The sequence below is a fragment of the Roseivirga sp. AWQ4_251 genome (assembly GCF_056158225.1).
Genome location: NZ_JBSWSW010000001.1, coordinates 1,857,044 through 1,881,420 on the forward strand (window position 1 = coordinate 1,857,044; position 24,377 = coordinate 1,881,420).

Below are 24,377 nucleotides of genomic sequence, written 5' to 3' on the forward strand. Positions count from 1 at the left end.
ACCATCATTTCGACATTAGCTATACAGAAAGAAAAGCTTGAGAAAATAAAAACCCAGCAGAGACTTTCTACTGGGTTAAAATTGTGTAAAGAATATTTCAGGATGTATTCTTTAACACCCGCACTAAAATGTAAAACCTATTTTCCTGGTTGTATGATAGCTTTAGGTTGTTTTGGAGTGTTTATTTTCCATTTCACTTCCTGAGCATATGGGTCAGAAACGAGGGTATATTTGCTACCTGATTTTCTCATATTAATTGATTCAACTTTATCTCTTCCAGGCAAATAGACCATACCTGCTACTTCATTATTTGTTGTACTGAACACTTTCAATTCTAAGTCTGTCCAATCCATATCCTTAGTGGATTGCGCCAATTTCATATGAGGTATTACAGCCCCATCGCGCACTAGCATTACCACTGGAATTTTACCAGCCTCAATTTGATGCCACCCACCAGAATATGATAAACCTGTCTGATAATCTATCCATTGGCCTGGCGGTAAATAAACATCTCTGGAAGAAACATCTTCAAACAATGGGGCCACAAGAATATCGGAACCGAAAAGATATTCATCATCGATTAACCATGAGCCGGGATCGTTAGGATATTCCACAAATAGAGCGCGAACCATAGGCAACCCGTTTTCGCTTGAATGCTTTGCCTGGGCATAGATATACGGCATCAACTGATATCGCATATTATCGGCCAATCGGAAACCATCCATAAAGGTTTTACCGTATTCCCACGGTTCAGTTGGGGGATTTCCATGACTTCTTACATGCGATGAAAGCATTCCAAAAGGTGTCCAGCGGCTATATAAGCCTTCAGGAGCGGCAGTCGTAAAACCTCCAATATCATGCGACCAAAAAGAGAAACCTGATAAGCCAAATGATAAACCACCTCGCAGAGTGGCAGCCATTGCGGTATTAGACGTTGCAGCATCTCCACCCCAATGAACAGGATAACGCTGGCTTCCAGCCCAAGCACTTCTGGCCCAAATAAAGGCATCTCCCGTAACTTCTTTGGTTATATCGGCCACAGCTTTATTGTAGCGCAAAGGATAAAGATTATGTTCATAGAATCCAGTTCTCCCAGAATGATAAATGCCATCGGCAGGAGCAGCTTCACCAAAATCGACCTTAATTACAGCAACTCCATCGTTCAATAACTTTCCAATTTTCTTTTGGTACCAAGCTACCGTTTTAGGATTGCTGAAATCCAGCACAGCATCTTCATAAGGAATATTCCCCTTTTTATCACGCACCACAAGGTTATTGCTCACCAACTCATTGAAAAGTGTATTACGTGGCGTAAAATAAGGCAACTGCCATAAACAGATTTCAAAACCTTGGTTTTTGAAAGACGCTAACATCTTTTTAGGATCAGGAAAACGATCTTTCGGAAAAGTGTAGTCGTTTCGCCAGTCCACACCAAACCAACCTGTATCGAAATGGATCACATCGGAAGGAATCTTGTTCTCTCGAAGTTTAGCGGCTACTTCCATTCCATCCTTTTCGGAAAAATAGGTAATGCGGCTCATCCAGAATCCAAAGGACCATAAAGGCGGCATCGGAGCTTTTCCCGTTAAATCCGTGTATTCATCCAAAATATCTTTGGGTTCACCGATAAACAGAAATAAATCCAGTTCATCGTCCCCTATCATCATGCTATTGGTACCACTGAAATACTTGCCAAAATCAATTGTAATTGGGCTAGAATGGTGCATAAAAACGCCATACCCTCTGCTACTCATATAAAAAGGAATAGGCTTATACATGGTCTCATTTTGAACGCCATTGGCATCATCCGTCCATAGAACCACCTTTTCTCCCCTTTTATTGAAAGATTGAAATGACTTACCTGTTCCAAAGATTTTTTCCCCTGGTGATAAACTAAAAACCGCATCCATACTTCTGGAATAGTCTGAAGCCCGTCTGATGTAAGAGAATGGCACTACAGGCGTATAAGTATTACTCACATCAGATTTATGAATGGTTTGAGTGAGTAATTTGCCCTGTGCGTCATAGACGAAAATATGCCATGGCTTCTCAGTGATTAAAATTCGGCCGAAATCACTTTTGTATTCGTGTCCTTCGATAGATTTTGAATAAGTCCATGCCGACCGATTTTCCACCGCTTTTCCATTCACCAACATCAGCGATTCTTCTGGCGCATTGAATTGAGGGCCAGAAGTCATTTTTATGCGGATGGTTCTATCAGAAATAAATTGAATTGAGAACGGATGTTCTGGAGAGGCCTCGTATTCAGTAGTAGGAAATTCGTTGGCTGGCGCTGGATTTAAGCCCATCAACATATTGTCGAAAGCCTGTTTGGTGGCCAGATTGTGTCTTACAAAGCGTAGTTTACCTTGCCCAGAATTGGGATCAAAAGCAGTAAGGTTTTCCGCCACAAAAAAAGTATTTCGCATGTCACGAAAATCGCCACTGATATCTGGCGGCTCATTCAGTACCCCCGAATTTTGCAACTGTGCAAAGCCAGAGTAAGTGAACAATAACAATATTAAAGTTGCTAAATTTTTCTTCATATCAGTTTATTTAAACTACTGACTATCTATTGTTTATAAGAATTTAATTTAAGCGAAATGGTAGAGGATTTCAATCCTTCCGAATTTGCAGTAATCTTCAGTTCGCCTTCTTCCTGTGTGGATTGAACTATAGCTAAAGCCAGTCCATGAAAGGCCTTTCTCTGCTTGGCTTTAAAAGGTTCCATACTTGTTGGATCACCATTGTCTACAGCAATAATTTCTCCCTCACCTTCTATTTCAAAGTGAATAGGATTATCAGCGTTCGGCACCAGATTTCCATCGGCATCCAAAACCTTAGCCGTAATGAAAGCAAGATCGTAGCCATCCGCCTTAAGATTAGCTCTATCCGTTTCCAAAATTATTTGAGAAGCTTCCCCAGCTGTGTGTATTTCTTTACTTAGAACCTCCTCCCCATTCTTTCTGGAAACAACTTTTAATGTTCCTGGCTCAAACTGAAGTCGCCACATCACATGCAATTCATCACCTTGCTTGCTTCTCTTGCCTTGGCCTTTTCCGTTTAAGAAAAGTTCTACTTCATCGGCTTCATTGTAATAAGCCCAGATATCAACGGTCTGTCCCTTTTGCCATGTCCAATGGGGAAAAACATGCAACACAGGTTGATCTGTCCATTCGCTCTGATACATGTAGTAGGCATCTTTTGGAAAACCGGCCAAGTCTACAATTCCGAAGTAGGAACTTCTTGAAGGCCAGCCATATGGAGTGGGTTCTCCCAGATAATCAAAACCCGTCCAAATGTACATTCCTGAAAGAAAATCATGCTTTTTCATCACCTTCCAAGTTTCTTCATGGGTAGAACCCCAAGGTGTACTCACCTGGTCGTAAGCAGAAACCGTATGATCGGCATTTCCTTCTGTAAAGGGTAGATCCCAACGAATTGGCCATCTTTTAAGCGTATCCGAAGGCATATCGTAATGTCCTCTGGTTGCTAAAGCTGAAGTAGTTTCTGTTGCCATAAATACCTCTTCTGGGAAATTCTCTGGAAACTGCTCAAATTGATCATGGTGATAATTGAATCCCACCAAATCCAAAGCACCTGATTTGAAAATGTTATTGTGTGGCTGTGGATCATTTAGAGCCGATGTAATTGGTCTACTGGGGTCCAATTCTCGTACTTTATCAGCTAATTCTTTGGCAATTGTAATTCCCGTAGAGTCCCACTGTTCGAGAATTTCATTGCCAATGCTCCAAATGAATACACTCGGATGATTTCGATCTCGTTTGATCAAATCCTCTAAATCTTGCGTGTGCCATTCATCCCATTCTACACTATAATCGAATTTGCTTTTAGGCTTAGCCCACATATCGAAAGCCTCGTCCATTACTATAAAACCCATGCTATCGCACAACTGGAGTAACTCAGGAGCTGGCGGATTATGAGCAGTTCGGATGCCATTCACCCCCATATCCTTCATTATTTCCAATTGCCTTTGCAGGGCACGAGTGTTTACCGCAGCGCCCAATGCACCCAGATCGTGATGATTGCAAACTCCCAAAATTTTGAGTTGCTGCCCATTTAGCGTAAACCCTTTTTCAGCATCAAAATTGAAATATCTTAAGCCAAGAGGTGTTTCATATCGGTCCAATAACTGCCCGTCATGTTCAATAGTGGTTATAACTTTGTACATAAAGGGATTGTCCACCGACCATAATTCAGGGTTTTGAATGTTCATGTTGGCAGCTATTTCATTCAAACCCATTGACAAATCGACTGGATTTGAAATCTGTTCCCATTGCTTTCCTTTTTGGTCAATTAGGGTGTGGGTTATTTCTACGCGGTTAAAATCAGAACGATTTTCGATGTTCAGCTTTAGGTCGATTTGTGCTGCCTTTTGCGAAACCTCAGGCGTTAAAATCTGCGTTCCCCAATGATCCACAAAAACATCATTCAACTTGATTAGCCTAACATTTCTGTAAATGCCAGAACCAGAATACCATCTTGAATTGGGTTGTTTGCCGTTATCAACTTTCACAGCAATTACGTTCTCTTCTTCTCCATATTTTAGAAAAGGCGTTAATTCATATCGGAAAGAAATATAGCCGTTCGGTCTTTTTCCAAGGTATTCACCATTGATCCAGACTTCGCTGTTCATGTAAATGCCATCAAAATCGATAAACAGGTTCTGATCCTTTTCTTCTTCAGAAAGTGTGAATGTTTTTCGGTACCAACCTATTCCACCTGGCAAAGCTCCGCCTCCTACTCCAGCTGGATTATTTTCATTGAATTCACCTTCAATGCTCCAATCGTGGGGCAAGTTCAGTTGGCGCCATTCGCTATGATTGAAATTGGGCTGACTGGCAACAAAGGAGCTATCGGCCAAAGTGAAATACCAATCTCGATTAAAGTCAATCACTTTTCTCCCTACTTCTTCTTTCTTTTCACAGGAAGTAGAAAAAAGCAGCAGAATCGTTAAAAAAGTGTACAAATAGTAACGCATCAATTTGTGGTTCTCTGAAAATTAATTTTGAGCTGAAATAATGGCTTCAATAGCATCAGCATGTTCTTGTGCTCCAGTGGCCCGGTTGAAAAGTCCTGACCCCATATCTCCAGTATGGCCGTTGTCCCAATACACGGGCACCATTCGGTTTTGCAATGCCACTTTAGTGACATAATTCAGATAATGATTTCTGGCAACCACATGTGTTTCAAATGATGTGTTTTCAGGTTGTGTTCTCAAACTGGCCGCGTATTCTCCCAAAATCACTCCGTACCCCTGATCTACCCATTCGGATTTCACCCTACCAAAAATCTCATCCACCCAATCTTCATCTCCCCAACCAGCATGCGCTGCACTGCCAGCGTACTGCTGTCCCCAAAGTGCTACGCCATCTTCTTGCAAAGTGAATTGATAAGGATCATAAAAATGTACTTCAACCATAAGTCTATTCACGGTTTCATCTTCTGGAATAACCATATAGTTTTCTCCGTGCTCTATATTGGTATTGTAGGTTTGAACCACCAAATGGCGATACGTATTTCGGCCACCTGTGGCCCTAACCGCATCCACAAAAGTTTGATTGAATGAATTTTGAACCTCAGCATTTTCATTTGAAGGCGCATTATAATTGCCTTCTATATGTACCTCGTTTGTTCCTGCAAACAGCAGTCGATCATCATAATCCCTGAAATACTTTGCCAATTGTTTCCAAATAGCGGCCAACTTGGTATTCAATTCATCTTGTTTATCATAAGTCGGATGATCTAACCAACCGCCATCCCAATGCACATTGATCATTACAAACATGTCATTGTCCAAAGCATAGTTAATTACCTCCTCCACCCGCTGTTTCCACTCATATTTGATGTAGAATGAACCATCATCTTCCATCATATGCGACCATGAAACGGGAATTCTCAAAGTATTGAAACCGGCTGCTTTAATTGCATCAATCAATGTTTTGGTGGTTTTGGCATTTCCCCAAGAGGTTTCTCCTCCAGAAAGTACATCGCCATCTACATTAATCGCTTCCAGAGAATTCCCCAAATTCCAGCCAATACCCATTAACTCTGTGAGTTCTACCGAAGTCAGATTTCGCATATCTGTTTGATCTGGATCGATGTAATCTGGCTTTTCAGGTTCTACTGGGTCTGGTTCTCGGCCTTCCTGTTGGATAGTGATGGCAATATCATCAACTCCTTCGCTGACAAGTACAAGGGTTGCACTTTTGGCTTCAGTAGATTCGTTCTCTTCAGCAATCACCTGAACCGTAGCATTACCTTTAGCCGTTTGAATCGATGGCTTCGCCCAAGCATCAGATTGTACCTGAAATTTCCATATGGTATTGCTTGTAATCTGAAGAGAAGAACTGCCTCCCTCCGACTGAAAGGAAAAAGAGTTTACATCTACACTCAACTCGGTTTCGACTACAATAGGTTGCTCACCAGGATCATCACCCTTACAGGCGAAAAGCCCAAAGAGACAACTAATAATCATAAAAAGCATGGTGTTTTTAATCATAGAATGGATGATTAACACATACAATCTACAGGCTGCAAGCCTTTCAACTTGCGACACCTGCAGATTGTATGTACTTCAATGTTTAACTAATTATTCTGCAATGACATAATGAATTGCTGTGACCTCAGTTCCATCTCCGTTCAATACCCCTAGCCACATTCCTTCGCTAGCGATATTGGTTAAACTGGTTTTGGCAAAGTACCATGTTGGCCCATAGATAGGCAGCCAATTGGCCGCATCAGTAAAGGCTATCAAATCCATATCGATACTGATGGTGTTGTTTTCTGCGTCAATATTTACAGTCGCGTTTGTGGTTGCTCCATCTTGTACCTTAGTAGCTGTAACCACACCGCCATCTAATGTGAAAGTCAATGTTGGATCTTGCAGGCCGTCTTTTACAGCTTGAGTCCATACCCAAGAATTTGAGGTAAAGTCGTCAGCAAATGTTGTTGGGCCTGTCCAACCGCCTGATAAATCAGGGTTGAGCCAATCGACATGCCATGTATCGGAAACCTTAAATGTTCTTGAACTTCCACCCGTCAATGACTCAATGATCAACTGACGATTGGCTTCTATTGGATCGAAACCAGAAGCACCTAACACAAAGTGGAACACCATGTATTCTGGTTTTTCAGGATCGCGCTTACCAAACCAAATATCGGTTACCGTAGAGCCTGTGGTCGCGGTTTTCACAATTTTCCATTCATTAGCTTCTGTAGTGGTCGCTACTGCCCAATCGCCCATTGTAAAGTTTGGAATGATATCAGCGAATGAAATGGTATTGGTAGATTCGTTTGTGGTGTAAGTTCCTTCCAATGAATTACCATTTGAATCTTTGGTAGAAACCTTACCATCGGCATAGAAGGTAATGGTATTTCCGGCTACGGCAGCTTGATCAGCAGCATCGAAACCAGCCCAATCTGGATATTCATCAGGGCTTGTCCATCCGTTGAGAAGTGTACCATTCAAGTCTGTCCAATCGAAGGGAGAATCAGGGCTCAACGACCATGTTTTAGATGAGCTCACAGAAATTAATCCTGAAACTGTTCCTCCGCCCAAATCAATTGGTGGGTTCGGATCGGGCAAATCTTCAGGAACCCAGTTGTCGCTATATTCCTTAGTGATATAATTGAAAATGATGAATTCTGTCTTGCCCTTGTCTTTGTAGCCAAGCTGCATAGCATCTTCAGTAAGGGAAATGATATAGCCCATACTCCAATCTTCAATATTCGCTCCATCTACCCACTCATTCATTAAAGGAGCTGCATCGGATAGCGATAAAGTTTTACTATCTACATCTAGGAAGTAAGTCCCCTCTTCCATGCCTCTGCCAGGTGTGTTTTTATGATCTACTGTAATTACGGGATTCCCCTTAAGGCTAAATGTCATCGTTCCAAAATCTTGAGCGGCCGAAATCCATTCGTTGCCTTTCCAAGTGGCCTCCCAAATCCAGCAGCGGTCATCATCTACACTACAGGTTCCTTGCCAGCGCCAAACATCGCCAGAAAAATACAATGGGCTTTCCCAGTATTTGGTATTGCCTTCTGCGTCAATATCCAAAACCCAAGTTTTAGTTTCTCCTACGCCACCTGTCAAATTCTCCCACAATGGATCATTTACATAGCTAAGGTTGTTTGTGGCTATTTCCAAAGTAACAGTGTCTGAACTAGCCATTCCGCCCTGACCGCTTACACTGTAAACGAATTTGTAAGAGCCTTCGAAAGCCAAACGTACGGTGTCTTTAACTCGGGTAGATCTGCCCAGTGGTGTTGTCCAAAGAGGAATTACATTGGGTGTCAAACTCTCCAAAATCACCATATTGGGGTCGTTTGGATTTTGTGTGATTTCAAATTGAAGTTCAGCCTTGTCAGGTCTTTCTCCTAACTCTGCAAGTTCATCTTGGCATGACATCACGCCAAAGAACATCGAAAATATGATCAGTAGATAATTAATCTTCTTCATGTCATTCATGTTAAGTTTTGTGATTACCAGCCTGTATTTTGTTTAAGCGTTCCGTTGGAAAGCGTAATTTGTGTATAAGGAATTTGCTGTAAACCTTCGGTTGAAGTATTGAAAGTCACACTCTTGCTTACAGATTGGCCAGCGTTTTTAACTTCCACACCAGAAACATCAATAGCATTAGACGCAACCGACATTCCTTGTCTCAATAAATCCCAATAGCGGATTCCTTCAAACGCTAATTCAAGTCTTCTTTCCGTCATCAGCCTTTCTGAAGTTAAAGGGAGTTCCGAATAACTATCGCCCATGGCGCGTTGGCGCACTCGATTATAGTAAGTCTGCGCATTTGGGCTACCGAGTTCGGCAGCCATTAAAAGCACATCGGCAAATCGGATAGAGACGAAGTCTTGAAATTGCCCGATTTGGAAGTTTACACCCCCTAAAGCAACTGCCAAACTGGAATTAGCTTCGTTAGACATTGGTGTATACTTTTTAACATAGTAGCCCGTGTATTCCCGCTGAGAAGAAATATCAATATCGATTTCTTCATCTTCAATGGACACAATAGAAGCAAGCTTTCGGCTGTCACCATCAGGGTATAAATCGTACAGTTCTGAAGTAACGGTAGCTCCTCCCCAACCTTGACCGTATGGGTAAGCATTGAGGTTTCTCATGCCAAGCATTACCATCCAATGGTTTCCATCTGTATTTCCATTGTAATCACTGGTGTATGTGTACTTTATAGAGAAAATGGTTTCTACATTGCCTTCACCAGCAAAGCCATCAAGAGAAGCCGCAGGCCAAAGACTGGCGTAGCTCGGAACCAAATCGTGACCGCTATTGGCTACCACATCCTCTATATATTGAAGAGCTTGTGTTGAGGTAATGGAGCCGTCTTTGGTTGGTAAATCACCCGAACCATAATAACCTGTGTAGTATAAGAAAACCCTAGCCAATAAGGATTCTGCAGCCCATTTGGTAACTCTGCCATCATTAGAAGCCGCCCAACTTTGTGTGTAAGCATCAGCAGGTAAATTGTCCGATGCAAATTTCAGATCCGATGCTATCAATGCGTAAACATCTGCAGGATCAGCTTGCGGAATATTATCGGTAGTTGGTTCTTCCAATAGCGGAATATGACCGAACATGCGAACTAAATCGAAGTAACAGAATGCTCTGATAAACTTCACTTCCGACTCATATTGAGCTCTTAAATCTTCAGAGCCTTCCCAATCGATATTTTCGATTTCCTGTAAGAACTTATTGGCTCTAAAAATGGCGGCATAATAATCAGCCCAGAAATTTCCATAGAAATCCAAATCAGAGGGTGATAATGACTTATCGAATTCATCGATCATTTGAGCGCCAAACCCGTCAGAAGCGCCTGTGCCTCCAAAACAGTTGTCGGAGAGAACGGCAGTGGCAAACGGAAATGATGGGTAGTTTTGCCAAATTCTTTGCAGACCATCATAGGTACCTATCACAGCCAAAGCGGCATCTTCCGGGGTAGCGTAAAAACTCGATTCAGTTTTTTCACCCAGTGGTTCCAAATCTAAAAACTCATCGCTGCAGCCTGTAAAGGCAATTGCGGCCGATAGAATGAATAGTTTTATATGCTTTATTTTTTTCATCTCAATCAAAATTTTACGTTCAAGCCAGCCATAAAAATTCTTGGTCGTGGATAATAACCGATGTCAACACCGCGTGCGAAAGTTTGCCCATAACCAATTTCAGGATCCATACCCGTGTATTTGGTAAAAGTGAAAAGGTTCTGACCTGTGATGTAAAACCTCACTTTATTGAAGTTTTTGTTGTTTATGATTCTAGCCAAGTCGTAGCCTACAGTGATGTTGTTGATTCTCAAGAAGTCTCCATCCTTTATATATATATCAGAGAAAACCGTGTAGTTCTTTCCGTTCTCGGTCAATCTTGGAATGTCATTAGAAGTACCTTCACCATGCCATCTACCCAAAATCTCTTTTGAATAATTGGAATACTGATCGGTAACTGCCCTGTAAGATTGAACCAGCTGATTGCCTGCCACTCCATTCGCGTTGATCAATAGATCGAAGCCCTTGTAGTCCATGGTAATGTTGAAGCCATAAACCAAATCAGGGTTCGGGTTACCAATCATAGTTTTGTCATCATTGGTAATTGCACCATCTCCATTTACATCCTTAAAAATCAGGTCTCCTGGTTTTGCGTCAGGTTGAATCAGTGTTTCACCATTTCTGTAGGCGCTCACTTCAGCTTCATTTTGGAAAATGCCCAGCGTTTGATACCCCCAGAAGTAGCCAACAGGAAAGCCTTCTTGAGCTCTGTAGAATTCAGGAGCGTTGTTCCATAATTCATTGGATTGACCATGGATAATACCTCCTTCGGTAGGAATTTCTTTTACTTCATTGTCGTTTAGAGCTCCGTTTACAGTTACCGAATAATTGAATTCACCGCGTTTTTCTCGCCATCCTAAAACCAATTCTACACCAGTATTAACCACATTTCCGCCATTTACCCAAGGAGCTTCAGCACCTGAGGTTGCCAAAATTGGTGGTTGAATCAACCAATCTTTGGTCGTCTTTTTATACCAATCGAAGTTGGCGTAAAGCTTTCCGTTGAACATTTCGGCATCGAAACCAATGTCTAATTGTTCCGAAGTTTCCCATTGCAAATTTGGATTGGAAATTCTGCTTGGATTGGCTCCTGGGTAAAGTTGTCCCTCTTGATTTCCAAAGGTGTAATTGGCATTTGTTACGGCAATAGGCGCTAAATACCTGAATGCAGGTACAAAATTGTTTCCGTTTTGTCCCCAACTGGCTCTCAATTTGAAGAAGCTTAATGGGCCAGCCTGAAAGAAGTCTTCGCTAGAAAGTAACCAACCCGCTGATACGGAAGGAAAGTAACCCCAGCGATTTCCTTTGGCAAAATTTGAAGTTCCATCTGCCCTAAAAGTGGCATTCAACATATATTTTTCGCGGTAGTTGTAAAGCACCCTTCCGAAATAAGAAGCCAACGTACTTACGTAGCCGCTTCCGCTAACGCTCATTCTAGGGCCATTCGCGTAAGTCGTATTTCCTAAATAGGCAAATTTGAAATCTTTGAAAGCGAGGTTAGCATTGGTAGCCGACATGGAAGATCCTTTCCATTTTTGAGCAGAATAACCTGCTAAAAAGTCCAACTGATGTTCTCCGAAGAACTTCTTATAGTTCACCGTATTCTGCCAGTTCCAGTTTAAATCTTTGCTGAATGATTGTGACACACTGGATGTATCGGCAAAACTATAAAGTGAGAGTTGATAAACTGGCGTGAAGCTTCTTCCTTGGCCAGAAGAATTTTCGACTCCCATGCTAGTTCTGAAAACCAAATCCTTAATAGGCTCTACTTCTAAATATACATTACCCACCAATTTTTGATTGCCGCCTTCGCGTTGATTGGTGTAAACTAAAGAAGCATATGGATTGGCTTGAGTACCTTGATCAATAAATGCAGCTGGCATTCCGTTCTGCGGTGCATTATTGTAGAAATTTCCATCGCTATCATATACAGGCATTAAAGGATGTGTGTTAAAAGCTCCTCTGAAATTGTTGTAATACTGACCTCCGTCAGGAATACCGATTTGGTCTCTGTAGCTGAAAGTTAAATTCTCGCCTAAAGTGATTACATCATTATAAAGTTTGTGCTCTGAATTGAGGCGAACTACAAACCTTTCATAATTCGAATAATCAGAGCCACCAACAATTCCTTCTTGTTGTGTATATGAAAGTGAAGAAGAATAGATCGAATTCTGGCTTCCACCCTGAAGCCCCAAGGCATAGTTTTGAGTGAGCGCGTTATCAACTAGAATTTCATCCAACCAATCGGTACCCGCTCCCATTGCATCTATTTGAGCATTGGTATAATAAGGAAGTTTTCCAGAGTTAATGGCCTGCTCGTTCATGATGGTAGCATACTCCTTGGCATTCAACAAATCGAGCTTTCGGGCTACTTGCTGAACGCCTACATAAGAATCGAATGAAAGTTGTGCCTTTCCTGATGAGCCTTGTTTCGTGGTAATCAAAACAATACCGTTCGCTGCTCGAGAACCATAAATGGCGGAAGAAGCCGCGTCTTTTAGAATATCGATAGAAGCGATATCCGCATTGTTCAAGTAACTGATATCACCAACCGGCAATCCGTCTACCACATATAGTGGACTTGAATTGTTATTGGTGCCTACTCCCCTGATTACGACATCGAATCCCGCTCCTGGTTGACCTGAGGTGGAAGTAATGTTTACTCCAGCCGTTTGGCCTTGCAAAGCCTGAAGCGCATTTGTGTTACTGAGTGATTCCAGCTTTTCTCCATCCACTTTTACAGTGGCCCCTGTTACAAGCTTCTTTTGTTGCACACCATAACCAATTACAATAACCTCACCCAGTTCAGTAAGGTCTTCTTGCATGGTGATGTTAATAGTGTTTCTGTTACTCACAGCAACTTCTTGAGTGACAAAACCGATGTAGGAATAAACGAGAATGGCATCTCCGCTAGGAACATTTAGAGAATAATTACCATCGGCATCGGTGGTGGTTCCTACTGCTGTGCCTTTTACCGCGACACTCGCATTAGGTAGGCCTTCACCACCCGGGGCTATCGTAACCCTTCCCTTGACAGGAAATTGTGCATATGCTATTCCGCATGTACCGAACAGCATTAATAGTAGTAAGATTTTCTTCATACAATTTGAGTTTATTTGAACTGCTCTGTGTATTCCTCAAAAAACTTCCGAGAAGCCTGACGTGGAACAGACAGAAGATTCAAGCGATCAAAAAAATTAAATGCAAACGTTTGAAATCTGGATCAAGGTATGGGAAAAACGAATCCTAGAAGGGTATCAAATGTTTCAAATGTGGGCTCAATTGGTTAGATAAGCCCATTTTGGAGGGAATTCTTTTAAGAATTTTGTTGGGCAGCATAAACAGAAGGCAACATATTATACTCCTGCTTAAAGTACTTTGTAAAATATTTGCGGTTATTGAAGCCAACTTTGTAAGCCACCTCTGAAACGGTTAACTGACTTTTAGATAAAAATTGAACGGCCCGTTGTAATCTTATCTTTCTAATGAATTCTACGGGAGTTTTTCCCGTTAGGGAGAGTATTTTTTTGTAGAGGTGAGCCCGGCTCATCCCCAATTCTTTGCTAAGCATTTCTACCGAAAAATCAGGATTCGAAATGTTAGCTTCTACAATTCTAATTGCATCCTGAACAAGTTTGTCACTTAAAGAAGTGATCTCTATTTGGCTCGTCTCTACGGAAATCTTTTTAGAGTAAGTAGCCTGCATGGTCTGGTATTTCTGAATCAAGTTATTGATTCGAGAAAGCAATATTTCGAAGTTGAAGGGTTTGGTGATGTAATCATCCGCGCCAATATTTAAGCCCTTCAGTTTATTATCATCGGTGCTATCGGCCGTGAGAAGCACTACAGGAATATGAGAAGTACGACTATCCTCTTTGATTTTCTTACAAAGTTCCATACCATTCAATTCTGGCATCATAAAATCGCTAACCACCAAATCTGGTAATTGGGAAAGGCATTTTTGCCAGCCTTCTTTTCCATTTCGAGCATCTTCAACTTTAAAATGGACACCCAGATTGTCCTTTAAATAGAAACGGAAGTCTTCACTATCTTCTACCAAAAGTATTCGAGGAGTATCGGCTTTATGGATGATGTGCGTTTGACGTTCACTTACCATTAATCTGCCTTCTTCTTTGACAATCGGTAATTCCGAAAGTTGTGGCGCATTTAGCTCTTTCACAGGTATGCGCACGGTGAAGCAAGACCCTACTCCCGGCTCACTTTCAAGTTCAATGGTTCCTCCATGAATTTTTACGAACTCTTTGGTAATGGATAAGCCTATGCCACTGCCTTGATTTACAACACTGCCTGGTACATCGTTTCTAAAAAAACGTTCAAAAACACGGGCTTGCTTTTCCTTCGGAATCCCAATTCCAGTGTCCTTCACCTTGATTTCTATCGTTCTTTCATTTGCTTTTCCTTCTCCAACGCACCTAGTAATCACCTGAATTTCACCACTTTCAGGCGTAAACTTAAAGGCATTTGACAATAGATTGAACAAGATTTTTTCGAGCTTATCCATGTCAAAAGAAGTGTACAGCTCATCTCTATCTGCTTTAAAGGACAACCTAACTCGCTTGTTTTCGGATAAATCTGCAAACGAGTTCACCGACTCTTCAATGAATTTGATGATGTTGCCTTCAGAAGTGTTCAAATCGACTGTATCTACTTCTAACTTTCTAAAATCTAAAAGCTGATTTACTAGATTTAATAAACGCTTTGCATTCCGCTTAATCATTAAGAATTGCTTCTTTTGATCATCTTCAAAAGGACTACCAATCAGTTTATCTAAAGGGGCCAGAATTAAACTCAAGGGCGTTCGGAATTCGTGACTAATGTTGGTTAGGAATCGAATTTTGAGCAAATCGAGTTCGTGCATTTGCCTGGCAGCTCTACGCTCGTGCTCAATTTGATATTTCACCCTTTCACGCACCAACATAATGTGCCTAGTAAGGTAAAGGGCTAAAGCAATTAGAATGGTATAGCCAATATACGCCCATGAAGAAGCGTAGAAAGGTGGCTTAACCACGATTTTCAAAGAAATCCCCTCATTATTCCAAACACCATCATTGTTAGAGGCCTTTACTCTAAACGTGTAATGACCGGCATCCAAATTGGTATAAGTGGCTCTTCTCGTTTGATCGGCCGTTCTCCATTCACGGTCGAATCCTTCCAACATATATTTGTATTCATTTTTAGAAGGATGAAGAAAATTCAAAGCGGCAAACTCAATTGAAAATACGTTTTCCTTGTGCTTTAAAGTGATTTCATCAATTTGATTTAGGTTTGAAGTAAGTATCGCTCGGCCATTATGAACTTCGCCTACTTTTAAGCTTTTATTCAATAGCTGAAAATCTGTAAAAACTATTTGGGGCTGTTTTTCATTCGATTGAAGCTTTTGTGGATCAAAAACATTGAAGCCCTTTGCTCCTCCAAAAATCAACTCACCATTTGACGTTTTAAGCGCAGCATTCTCATTAAAGACTTTTCCTTGTAATCCGTCAGTTTCATCATAATTCATAAAACTTCCTGAAAGAGATTCGGCATTAGGTTCAATCTGAAAATTAGAAATACCATTTGGCGTACTAAACCAAAGATTGTGAGCGTCATCTTCCAGAATGGTTAGAATCGTATTGTGTGGAAGACCATCATCTTTGGTGAATACTTTCACCTCATTATCCGCATAAACATAAAGACCTTCTTGCGTCCCAATCCACATTCTGTTTTGTGAATCACGATGCAAACTTAAAATGCTGTTACCGCTGATCGCATCTAAAATTTCTTGATCTGCTCTACTGACTTTTCCAGATTGAATGTTAACAAGGTCGATTCCGCCACCTCCAGCCACCCATAAATTGCCTTGCTGATCTTCCTCAATAGCCAAAATATAGCTTACCATTAAGGTGCTGTCCGATTGATTAGGGATTAAAGGATAATGCGCAAAGCTATTGGTGGTTCTATCAAATCTGTCGAGGCCACCATTTAAAGTTCCAACCCAAAAATTACTTTGTGAGTTTTCGAACAGTTCCCAAACATTATTATCTGAAATGCTATTTGAATTCGATGGCTGATTAACGTAGTGCTCGAAGTCATTGCCATTGAACTTTTCTAAACCGCCCAAATAAGTACCTACCCATAATTCATTTTCTTCGGAAAGAAAGAGGCTCACAATCACATTGCTGCTCAAACTTTTTGAATTGTTTGGGTTAGCCTTATACTGTTTAAATGTGTTTTGTTGTCGATTGAAATAGAGTAAACCTCCCCCATTTGTTCCTATCCAGAGGTTCCCTTTTTTATCTTCAACAAATACATTTACATCATCAAAAGGAAGACTTTTTTCGTCAGAAGAAACGTGGAGGTAATGCTCGAAACGCTTCAGACTTGGATGGAAATAGTTGACCCCATTTTTATAAGTGCCAGCCCAAATAAAACCATCGCTATCCTTATACAAATAGTAGATGCTATTATGAACTAAACTGTTTTCAACTTCAGGGTGACGTAAGATGAAATCAACTTTGCCATTTTCTTTATCTATAAGATTTATTCCGCCATGATCGGTACCCACCCATATTTTACCGTCAGGCCCTTCTACAACTCCCCTTACCAAATCGGTATTGAGGCTAATTCCCTGTGAATCTTTCGTGTAGTTGCTCAGCTTTCGATCTGCTACGTTATAATAAAAAACGCCACGATTGGCATTCGGTGTGTAAATCCACAAATCCCCATCGCTATCGATTATCAAACGATACACCTGAGTTGGGTTATCAATAATTTGAGATAATTCGGTACACTTTTGGACGACTTGCAAAGACGAACCATCGATTTTTTCAATGGTGCCATCATCATAAACCACGCAAATATTGCCCGCTAAATCTGGCTGTAAAGCAGAAATGTAATTGGACCAGATTTTATTGCTTTTACTGCTTGAAGTAAAATGAACTGACTGTTTGGTTGATTTATCATATCTGGTAAGACCTTGTCCATCGCTCACAAACCAATAGACATCACCTCCCCCTTTTACAATATTTTCAACAGAAGTATTAGGTAAACTAAACTGTTGATATAAAGGCTCTAAGTTATTAGCAAACGATTGCAGATTTTGATCATAAATATTGAGCCCACTAGTCGTATTCACCCAAACATTTCCGTTAGGATCTTCAAATAAACTCAGTATTTCTGAAGAATTTATTGAAGTGGAATCTCGAGGATCATAGGTGAAATTTTTGATCGCATAGCCATTGTATAAATTCAGTCCGGCAGAAGTGCCAATCCAAATGAACCCTTTTGAATCCTTTAAAATACAGTTGACCTGGCCATGGGTTAAGCCATCGGTGACATCGAGCAATTCAAAGTTATAGGTCTTCTGTCCGTGAGCAGTCAATGCCACACAGTTTAAAAGAACCCATAAAAACCTGAAATATCTTGATTTACACATAATACCTCAATGACTAATTTCCAATTTATTAAAAATTGAAAGAAGTATACAGGCTTATGTGACAAACTGAAAAACTAGATTTTCAGCAGAGAAAAACAACTTTAAACCAATTCCAATGCATTTTCAAGATCAGCAATTAGATCAGCTTTGTTTTCTAACCCTACAGAAATGCGCATATCTCCCAGTGAAATACCCATTCCTTTAAACTGTTCAGGGCTTAGCTCTTTTAAATAGCTGATGGCAGGAGCATAAATCAGACTTTCATGTCCACCCCAACTTACACCCAATTGAAAGAGATTGAGATTATTTACGAAAGCCTTCACTTTGTTCAAATCATCAGACTGCACTCTAAAACTCATCAAACCTGTTAAGCCAGACATTTGCTTTTGAGCCAAATCCTTTTGATCAAAGGTCTTTGATCCTGGATATCTCAGCAGTTCGATTTTAGGATGATTCTCTAAAAATTCGGCCACTGCATGTGCATTTTCTTGGTGCTGTTTCATGCGAACTGGCAGCGTCCTTAAACTTCTCAAGAGCAACCAAGCTTCAAATGGAGCCATTTTAGCCCCGATCCATTCATATTCCTTCAGCGAAATAGAATCAATCTCCTCAGCCTTACCAATTACCACACCTGCCACCACATCGCTATGGCCTCCAATGTATTTGGAGCAAGAATGAATTTCCAGATCAATTCCCATAGCAATCGGACGCTGGAAAATAGGTGTAGCCCATGTATTATCGATGATGGTTTTGATTCCCTTCGATTTTGCCAAATCGCAAACCCCTTGAATATCCTGAAGAGAAAACACTGCAGAAGACGGACTTTCTAAATAAATAAGACTGGTGTTCTCCTGAATAGCCGTTTGAAAATCCGACAGCTCCTTCCCTTCTACAAAAGTGACTTCTACACCGAATTTCGGCTTTAAGTAAGAAGTGAGAAAGTTGTTTGCTGGGCCATAAAGGTTTTTAATCGCAATTACATGATCGCCTGATTTTACACAGTGCAAAACAGCCGCAGAAATAGCGCCCATTCCCGATGGAAACAGTTGGGCTTTTTCGCCTCCGGCTAATGCAGCCAATTTCTGCTCAACCAATTTTACCGTTGGATTCTTTCCGCGAGCATAAATAAAGCTGTCCAAACGCGTGTCGAATGCTTCATCTATAGCATCCCAATTTTCAAAAGTGAAAAGAGAGTTCTGGAAAATTGGAGGAACTACTGCTCCATGAGGGTTTCTTTGCTCATCATGAGCAAGTAAAGTTTCAGCTGAAATCGCTTTCTTATTCATTAACTTCTTTATTCAAATCAATCTCGTGGTAAAAACAGCCCCTTCCTGTAATTGCCAATAGTGGAGCAATAATCAGATTGCAAAGGGTCATCAGTTGCCAATGCCAATAGTCTTCCACAGGCACACCTAAAGTAGCCGCCATAAACACACCCGTTGTGGTCCAAGGCACAATATTTTCGATCATAGTGCCATAATCTTCAATTGACCTTGAAAGCACTTTTCTCGGAATTTTGTACTGATCATATTTCTTCCCAAAAGCATCTCCGATTATGAAACTGGTAGCACTTTGGTTAGAAGTTGTGACATTGGTAAAACCGGCCGCAAATAAGGAAGAAATTATCACAGAAGCTCGTGTTTTCGCAAAAGCAAAAATTCGATTTACCAAACGTGGCATGGCTTCAATCATATCGATAGCTCCCACGAACGTAAAAATCACAAACGATAGAATGACCGCAAAACTCAGTTCGTATAAACCACCACGAGTAAACAACACAGCCACATTTTCAGGCACTGAAGCGACCCAAGGCGCCATGGCAGGATCGAAGCCTTTGTTTAGTGTATTGATTACATCGAACATTGTGAAACGCTGGAAAATCAATGCTAAAATTGCCGCTACCATTGATGAGGCTAAAAGTGTTGGCAAAGTTCCTTTCTTAGTGAGAGATCCGAACAGAACGATTAGCGGTGGAATAAACAGAAAAACATTGAAATTGAACATGCTTTCAATCGCAGTCAAAGTGGTTTCTATTTGGTTTGAATCCACTACGCCATCACTAACGGGTTGAATAAAGCCCATTAGAAAAAATATAATCGCGGAAATCAAAGCGGAAGGAATCGTGGTATTCATCATAGAACGGATATGGGCGTATAAATCCGTTTCAGCAGCCATGGCCGCTAAATTTGTGGTATCGCTCAAGGGCGAAATCTTATCTCCAAAATAAGCTCCCCCCACAATGGCTCCCGCGGTAATGGCTAAGTCGGCATTTACTGCGCCTGCCATTCCTATCAACACCACTCCTATAGTTCCTACTGAACCCCAAGACGTTCCTGTGAGTGTAGAAAAGATGATGGGGATTAAAAATGAAAGCACATAAATGTAATCGGGGTTGATCATTTTAATGCCGTAGTAAATCAACATAGGTATGGTTCCGCTGATAATCCAGGAGCCAATAATTACACCAATGGCCAATAAAATGAGAATAGCCGGTAATCCCTTTCCTAGTTTCTTGACTATAGCTTTTAAAATATCATCCCATTCAAAACCCATTATTAAAAGCTGACCAATGGCAAATACTGAGGCAATAAGAAAAACCATTTCTAATGGAAAGGGCTCTTGTCCAAGGAATTGCGGTCTGAGAATAAGCCCATAACCTATCAAAAGTGATAAAAAGGCTACAGGTAATACGGCATGATAAAATTTAACTTCTACGTTTTTCTGCTCTTTCATAGTCTAAAAAGTCGCTAGAATATAGGCAGAGATGTCCAGAATTGGAAAAACAAAATGCTCAATAAAAATGTAAATTATTCGTTATATTCTATAACTTTTATGCAAACCCAAACCATCTCAACATGAAACACTCTAGTTTAAACCATTCACTTCTATTGATCATTTTTTTGGTTTTAGGATTTTCTACTTCATTCAGTTTGAACGCTCAATCGGATCATGAATACAGTATGTCTTTTAAAGTAGGATTACACAACACGAATAAGGAACAAACAGGTCACAACTCAGGCTTGGCATTTACATTTAGAAATCGAGCTACCGTTTTCTCTGTTGATTTTACTTCATTCGTAGATCCAGATCCTGTATTCACTTCAGAAAACATTGTTTCCGAGCAATTGGCCATAACTATTGGGAAATCTATTCCTATGTTGAATTCAGAAAAATTCAGCTTTATTTATCAAGGAGGGCCGGCTGGTTTCTGGGTTCCTGGATTAAGCGAAGCAACAATGGGCTTTAATGATAGAACGTTTAGAATGGGCGTTACCGCAAAAGCCAACTTAAGATATTCTCCTCTGAAATGGATGGCTTTAGAAACTAATCTTCAGCTGGTAGCAAACGCCAAACGTTTCATTTATGTACCAGGATTAAGTCTATCATTAGGTAAATTGAGATAAAAAAACCCAACTCAATGAGACGGGTTTCTGTTTTTTATAACTGAAAATTATCTTCTTCTTCTTTTGGCTCTGCCTCCCTTATCTCTATCTGGACGCTTGCCTCTAGAATGACCTCCTCCTTTAGGACCAAAGTTTGATTTTGGTTTAGAGAAAGAATCGCCATCTCTTCTTCTACTTTTAGGACGCCCTTCATCATCTCTGTTTACACGGATGCTTCTGCCTTCAATCTCAACACCTTTAAAGCTATCGCTTAAGCCATCATCTTTACCATTGTCAACATCAAAGTAAGAGCAGTTCTTTTGCAGCGACAAATCTCCAAAGAATTTGCGATTGATTCCTGAAACATCAGATAAGAAGTGAATCAAATCGGCATTGGTCATGCCATCGATAGAACCTACATTGATAAAATAGCGATTGAAACCGCTCTTATCTCTTCTTGCTCCACCGTGAGTTTCATTCAAATCAGCCTCTTCATCTTGAGGTGTCATGATATGATCCAATTGCGTAGTAATCAATCTTTTAAGTAAATCTTCTTTACTTAAATGATCGAACTTAGCTTTCAACTCAGTCAAAATATCTTCAGCCTGATCGTCAACTTTGGTACCTACAATTAGGTTTGCCCAGTTGTTGATTCTGCTAGATTTCAATTCTTCAAGCGTTGGCACTTCAATCTTTTCGAATTTCACCTTTATTCTTCTTTCCAAGTCGGTGATTTTTCGACCCTCACGCGGATTTATGAAGATAAGTGAAACTCCTTTTTTACCTGCTCTTCCCGTTCTACCACTTCTATGAGTATAGCTCTCTAATTGATCAGGGAAACTATGGTGAAGTACGTGCGTCAAGTCGTTCACATCGATACCGCGAGCTGCTACATCAGTGGCAATTAAAAGCTGCATTGAACGTGTTTTGAAACGCTTCATTACGGCCTCTCTTTGCGCTTGAGAAAGGTCACCATGCAAAGCTTCTACTCCATAACCCAAATCGCCTAACTGGTCGGCAATCTCTTGCGTTTCGCGCTTAGTTCTACAGAACATGATACCACGCATATCTGGTTGAATATCCAAGAAACGCTTAATGGCAGCTATTTTATTGGAAGATTTCGTAATAACGAATTTGTGAGAAATGTCCTTATTACTCTTCTGTTCGGTATTTACAGCTACTTCTAAAGGATTGTTCATGTATTTGTTCACAATCCTTCTTATTTCTGCAGGCATAGTGGCTGAAAACAACCAAGTTACCCTTTCACCAGAAGTGTAAGATAGAATCTCATCGATATCATCTTTGAAGCCCATGTTTAACATTTCATCGGCTTCATCGAGCACTACATAACGAACTTGCTCAAGGTTTACCGCCTTACGATTGATCAAATCGATCAAACGGCCTGGCGTTGCTACTATAATTTGAGTTGGTCTTTTTAACGCTCTGATTTGAGAAGTAATCGGAGCACCTCCATACACAACTTCTACATTAAGTGATTTATTATTCTGTGAAAAGCTTACAAGCTGTTGTCCAGTTTGTTGGCCCAATTCACGTGTTGGCGCCATTACAATAGCTTGAGTAGATGGGTCGTCCAAATCGATTAAATCGATCAATGGAAGACCAAAGGCTGCGGTTTTACCCGTACCGGTTTGAGCCAATCCAATAAAGTCTGTTGGGTCATTGCTCAACAACATCGGAATGGCTTGGGATTGTACTGGTGTTGGGTTTTCGAACCCAATTTGATCAAGGACTTCAATAATAGATTGGGAAAGTCCTAGTTTGCTGAAATTATTCAATCAATAAATGTTAAATGAGCCGCAAAGGTAGTTGAATAAGTTCGGAAACTGGGCTAATTAATTAGAAATTAGCTCGGTAGGATAAATTTGAAGTAGAAATTAAGGCATTCCTGCCATGCAGGTGGCAGCAAAGGCAATTGATGAAAAAATTAAGGCCACCTTTTATAGATTCAGATGGCCTTTCTAAAATTCAATTTTCTTTTAAATATTGAGTTAGATATTCACTATTCAACTTGAGCAAATGCTACACTGTGAACCATGGGAAGGTTTGAGTTTAACGTTATCCAGCTATCGCCATTGTTGTGTGAAAGGTAGGCATTTCCCGTTGTTGTACCGAAAGCGAGCGTTTCTCCCATAACATCTAAAGCATGTCTATAAGTAATATCGAAAGCTGTGTTTTGTGGTAGCCCTTCTCGCAGAGCTTTCCAAGTTTTTCCGCCATCTTCAGTTCTTGACACGCATAATGATTGATTTACAGCCACGCGCATTACATCGCTAATTCCGGGAACAACCCAAGCTACTTCTGGATCTGTTTCGTGGGCAGCCACTGCAAAGCCAAAATTAGCAGGGCCTTCTTTTTCAGAAATCTCGGTCCAATTAGAACCACCATCCACAGTTCTGTAAATACCACAATGATTCTGTTGCCACATTACATCAGGATTTGCTTTGCACCAATCGACCAAATGCGGGTCTTGGCCAATTTCCGATGCAGGATCAGGTAAAAATTCAGCCTGCAAACCATGGTTTTTAGGATTCCATGTTTTACCTCCGTCAAGGGTTTCAAAAACCCCTGCGCAACTTATTCCTACATAAATGTGATCCGAGTTTTTAGGATTAACCAATATGGAGTGAATACCTGGATGATCTCTACCTCCGCCAAACCAATTCGTTTTTCGAGAAGAATGATCCCACAAACCCCGAACTAACTCAAAGGAATTGCCATTGTCCGTGCTTTTGAATAATCCACCTGGCTCGGTGCCTATGTAAATCGTTCCCGGTCTATCTTCTCCCCCATTGGCAAATGCCCAAAGCAATTTGGTTGCGGCAGGGATTCCGTCTTTAATTTCTTCCCCTTCAGGATATTTCGGAGCTTCTAGCTCTTCCCATTCCTTTCCATCTTTAGATCTGTGAATTTTACATCCCCAATGGCCATGATCTAATAAAGCCCAATAAGTGCCAGTAATTTTGTCGTAAGAAGCAATTGAAACGGGAACGCCCAAAAACTGGGTATCAGCATATTCCCAATTGCCCTGGTTGTTTTGTCGATAGGTAACCAAGCCTTTTCTGGTTCCCATTAAAAGTATGTTTTGAGCCATAGGTGTATTGTTAAAAGTCGATTTGCGACTATCATTTTTGAATTCAGCCCAAAATCAATGAACTCTGCTAACCGCCAGAAAGGGCCTGCATAATATACACCTCGTCCTTTTCGCTCAATTCATCCTTTAGCCCTTGCCTATCATTGACCATGTTATTGCCAATAAAAATATTCACATGCTTACGCAGTGCTCCATTTTCATCCACTATATAATCTCGCAAACCATTATGAGTTTTCTCTACTTCTAACAGAATTTCTGCTACGGTTTTGCCCTGAACTTCCATGGCTGAAAGACTTGGATAAAACCGCTTTAGATTAGATGTGAACTTGATTGTTGGCATTTCATGTTTTCAGTG

Annotated in this window: 13 protein-coding genes; 1 reads left to right on the forward strand and 12 read right to left on the reverse strand. The window is 40.8% G+C overall.

Annotated features, from left to right (window positions below; translation table 11 throughout):
* Positions 1–137: 137 nt before the first annotated feature.
* The 9 genes from ACXACJ_RS08155 to nhaC all read right to left on the reverse strand — a co-directional run bounded on the left by ACXACJ_RS08155 (position 138) and on the right by nhaC (position 20,260).
* The gene (locus ACXACJ_RS08155; RefSeq protein WP_475133859.1) at positions 138–2,546 is read right to left on the reverse strand and encodes a glycoside hydrolase family 31 protein; all 2,409 of its coding nucleotides are present in this window, start codon (positions 2,544–2,546) and stop codon (positions 138–140) included.
* A 26-nt stretch (positions 2,547–2,572) separates the two neighbouring features.
* The gene (galB, locus tag ACXACJ_RS08160; protein WP_475133860.1) at positions 2,573–5,002 is read right to left on the reverse strand and encodes a beta-galactosidase GalB; all 2,430 of its coding nucleotides are present in this window, start codon (positions 5,000–5,002) and stop codon (positions 2,573–2,575) included.
* A 21-nt stretch (positions 5,003–5,023) separates the two neighbouring features.
* A complete protein-coding gene (locus ACXACJ_RS08165; protein ID WP_475133861.1) occupies positions 5,024–6,523 on the reverse strand; it encodes a cellulase family glycosylhydrolase in 1,500 nt (499 codons plus the stop codon).
* A gap of 90 nt (positions 6,524–6,613) precedes the next feature.
* A complete protein-coding gene (locus ACXACJ_RS08170; protein WP_475133862.1) occupies positions 6,614–8,485 on the reverse strand; it encodes a hypothetical protein in 1,872 nt (623 codons plus the stop codon).
* Between the two features lie 23 nt (positions 8,486–8,508).
* On the reverse strand, positions 8,509–10,113 hold the full coding sequence (locus ACXACJ_RS08175; protein WP_475133863.1) for a RagB/SusD family nutrient uptake outer membrane protein: 1,605 nt from the start codon (positions 10,111–10,113) through the stop codon (positions 8,509–8,511).
* Positions 10,114–10,118: 5 nt separating this feature from the next.
* A complete protein-coding gene (locus ACXACJ_RS08180) occupies positions 10,119–13,193 on the reverse strand; it encodes a SusC/RagA family TonB-linked outer membrane protein (RefSeq protein ID WP_475133864.1) in 3,075 nt (1,024 codons plus the stop codon).
* Positions 13,194–13,408: 215 nt separating this feature from the next.
* Positions 13,409–17,473: a hybrid sensor histidine kinase/response regulator transcription factor gene (locus tag ACXACJ_RS08185; RefSeq protein ID WP_475133865.1), complete on the reverse strand. Its 4,065-nt coding sequence runs from the start codon at positions 17,471–17,473 to the stop codon at positions 13,409–13,411.
* 155 nt (positions 17,474–17,628) lie between these two features.
* Positions 17,629–18,813 (reverse strand): trans-sulfuration enzyme family protein, encoded by a 1,185-nt coding sequence (locus ACXACJ_RS08190; RefSeq protein WP_475133866.1) that lies wholly within the window; start codon positions 18,811–18,813, stop codon positions 17,629–17,631.
* Positions 18,806–20,260 carry a Na+/H+ antiporter NhaC gene (nhaC, locus tag ACXACJ_RS08195; protein ID WP_475133867.1) on the reverse strand — a complete coding sequence of 485 codons (1,455 nt, stop codon included), beginning with the start codon at positions 20,258–20,260 and terminating at the stop codon, positions 18,806–18,808. Before nhaC ends, ACXACJ_RS08190 begins: the two co-directional genes overlap by 8 nt.
* A gap of 122 nt (positions 20,261–20,382) precedes the next feature.
* Here nhaC and ACXACJ_RS08200 point away from each other — a divergent pair, with 122 nt between their 5' ends.
* The gene (locus tag ACXACJ_RS08200) at positions 20,383–20,931 is read left to right on the forward strand and encodes a hypothetical protein (RefSeq protein ID WP_475133868.1); all 549 of its coding nucleotides are present in this window, start codon (positions 20,383–20,385) and stop codon (positions 20,929–20,931) included.
* Positions 20,932–20,978: 47 nt separating this feature from the next.
* Here ACXACJ_RS08200 and ACXACJ_RS08205 read toward each other — a convergent pair whose 3' ends face one another.
* From ACXACJ_RS08205 to ACXACJ_RS08215, 3 genes are all read right to left on the reverse strand, one after another.
* Complete coding sequence (locus ACXACJ_RS08205) at positions 20,979–22,706, reverse strand: DEAD/DEAH box helicase (protein WP_475133869.1); 1,728 nt, start codon at positions 22,704–22,706, stop codon at positions 20,979–20,981.
* Between the two features lie 224 nt (positions 22,707–22,930).
* Positions 22,931–24,022, reverse strand: coding sequence for a WD40/YVTN/BNR-like repeat-containing protein (locus ACXACJ_RS08210; RefSeq protein WP_475133870.1), 1,092 nt, complete (start codon positions 24,020–24,022; stop codon positions 22,931–22,933).
* 67 nt (positions 24,023–24,089) lie between these two features.
* Positions 24,090–24,362, reverse strand: a complete 273-nt coding sequence (locus tag ACXACJ_RS08215; protein ID WP_475133871.1) for a MoaD/ThiS family protein — start codon at positions 24,360–24,362, stop codon at positions 24,090–24,092.
* Positions 24,363–24,377: the final 15 nt, after the last annotated feature.

What these genes read in the sequence shown, in the direction of transcription:
- ACXACJ_RS08155 (WP_475133859.1), bottom strand. Translation starts at nt 2,546, where the DNA reads ATGAAGAAAAATTTAGCAACTTTAATATTGTTATTGTTCACTTACTCT.
- galB (WP_475133860.1), bottom strand. Translation starts at nt 5,002, where the DNA reads ATGCGTTACTATTTGTACACTTTTTTAACGATTCTGCTGCTTTTTTCT.
- ACXACJ_RS08165 (WP_475133861.1), bottom strand. Translation starts at nt 6,523, where the DNA reads ATGATTAAAAACACCATGCTTTTTATGATTATTAGTTGTCTCTTTGGG.
- ACXACJ_RS08170 (WP_475133862.1), bottom strand. Translation starts at nt 8,485, where the DNA reads ATGAAGAAGATTAATTATCTACTGATCATATTTTCGATGTTCTTTGGC.
- ACXACJ_RS08175 (WP_475133863.1), bottom strand. Translation starts at nt 10,113, where the DNA reads ATGAAAAAAATAAAGCATATAAAACTATTCATTCTATCGGCCGCAATT.
- ACXACJ_RS08180 (WP_475133864.1), bottom strand. Translation starts at nt 13,193, where the DNA reads ATGAAGAAAATCTTACTACTATTAATGCTGTTCGGTACATGCGGAATA.
- ACXACJ_RS08190 (WP_475133866.1), bottom strand. Translation starts at nt 18,813, where the DNA reads ATGAATAAGAAAGCGATTTCAGCTGAAACTTTACTTGCTCATGATGAG.
- nhaC (WP_475133867.1), bottom strand. Translation starts at nt 20,260, where the DNA reads ATGAAAGAGCAGAAAAACGTAGAAGTTAAATTTTATCATGCCGTATTA.
- ACXACJ_RS08200 (WP_475133868.1), top strand. Translation starts at nt 20,383, where the DNA reads ATGAAACACTCTAGTTTAAACCATTCACTTCTATTGATCATTTTTTTG.
- ACXACJ_RS08210 (WP_475133870.1), bottom strand. Translation starts at nt 24,022, where the DNA reads ATGGCTCAAAACATACTTTTAATGGGAACCAGAAAAGGCTTGGTTACC.
- ACXACJ_RS08215 (WP_475133871.1), bottom strand. Translation starts at nt 24,362, where the DNA reads ATGCCAACAATCAAGTTCACATCTAATCTAAAGCGGTTTTATCCAAGT.